The sequence below is a fragment of the Syntrophomonas sp. UBA1041 genome (assembly GCF_002316705.1).
GTDB lineage: Bacteria > Bacillota > Syntrophomonadia > Syntrophomonadales > Syntrophomonadaceae > DTU019.
This window is the reverse complement of the sequence record NZ_DCEA01000013.1, coordinates 146639-147079: the sequence shown is the minus strand read 5'-3', so window position 1 is coordinate 147079 and position 441 is coordinate 146639. Positions and strand designations below refer to the sequence as shown.

Sequence of the window (441 nt, the reverse complement as noted above, 5' to 3'; positions counted from 1 at the left end):
TGCAGCCGGTGGAAACCTTTGCCGCCGGGGTGTATCTGGCCGGAACCTGCCAGGGACCCAAGGACATACCGGACAGCGTGGCCCAGGCCAGCGCGGCCGCGGTCAAAGTGTGCGGACTGTTCTCCAAGGCCAGGATGGCAGTGGAGCCCATGACTTCCGAGGTTGATATCAGCAAATGCTCGGGCTGTCAACTGTGTGTGCCCATCTGCCCCTACAACGCCATCTCCATGAAAGAGATCCAGGAGCGGGGGGGACATGGCCACGGCCCCTTCACCCGGCAAATAGCCGAAGTCAACAGCAGCCTGTGCCAGGGCTGCGGGGCCTGTGTGCCGGCCTGCCGCACAGCGGCCTTGAATCTCAAAGGGTTTACCGACGAACAACTGGTATCGGAGGTGGATGCACTGTGTCTATAAATGAAGCCAATGCATGGCAGCCTAAAAT

At 60.3% G+C, this 441-nt stretch carries 1 protein-coding gene; it reads left to right on the top strand.

Features of this window, described 5'->3' with window-relative positions; genetic code table 11:
- Positions 1 to 413, top strand: a 413-nt coding sequence (locus tag B2633_RS03185; protein WP_483169095.1) for a 4Fe-4S binding protein, incomplete at its 5' end; no start/stop codon positions are given.
- Positions 414 to 441 lie beyond the last annotated feature (28 nt).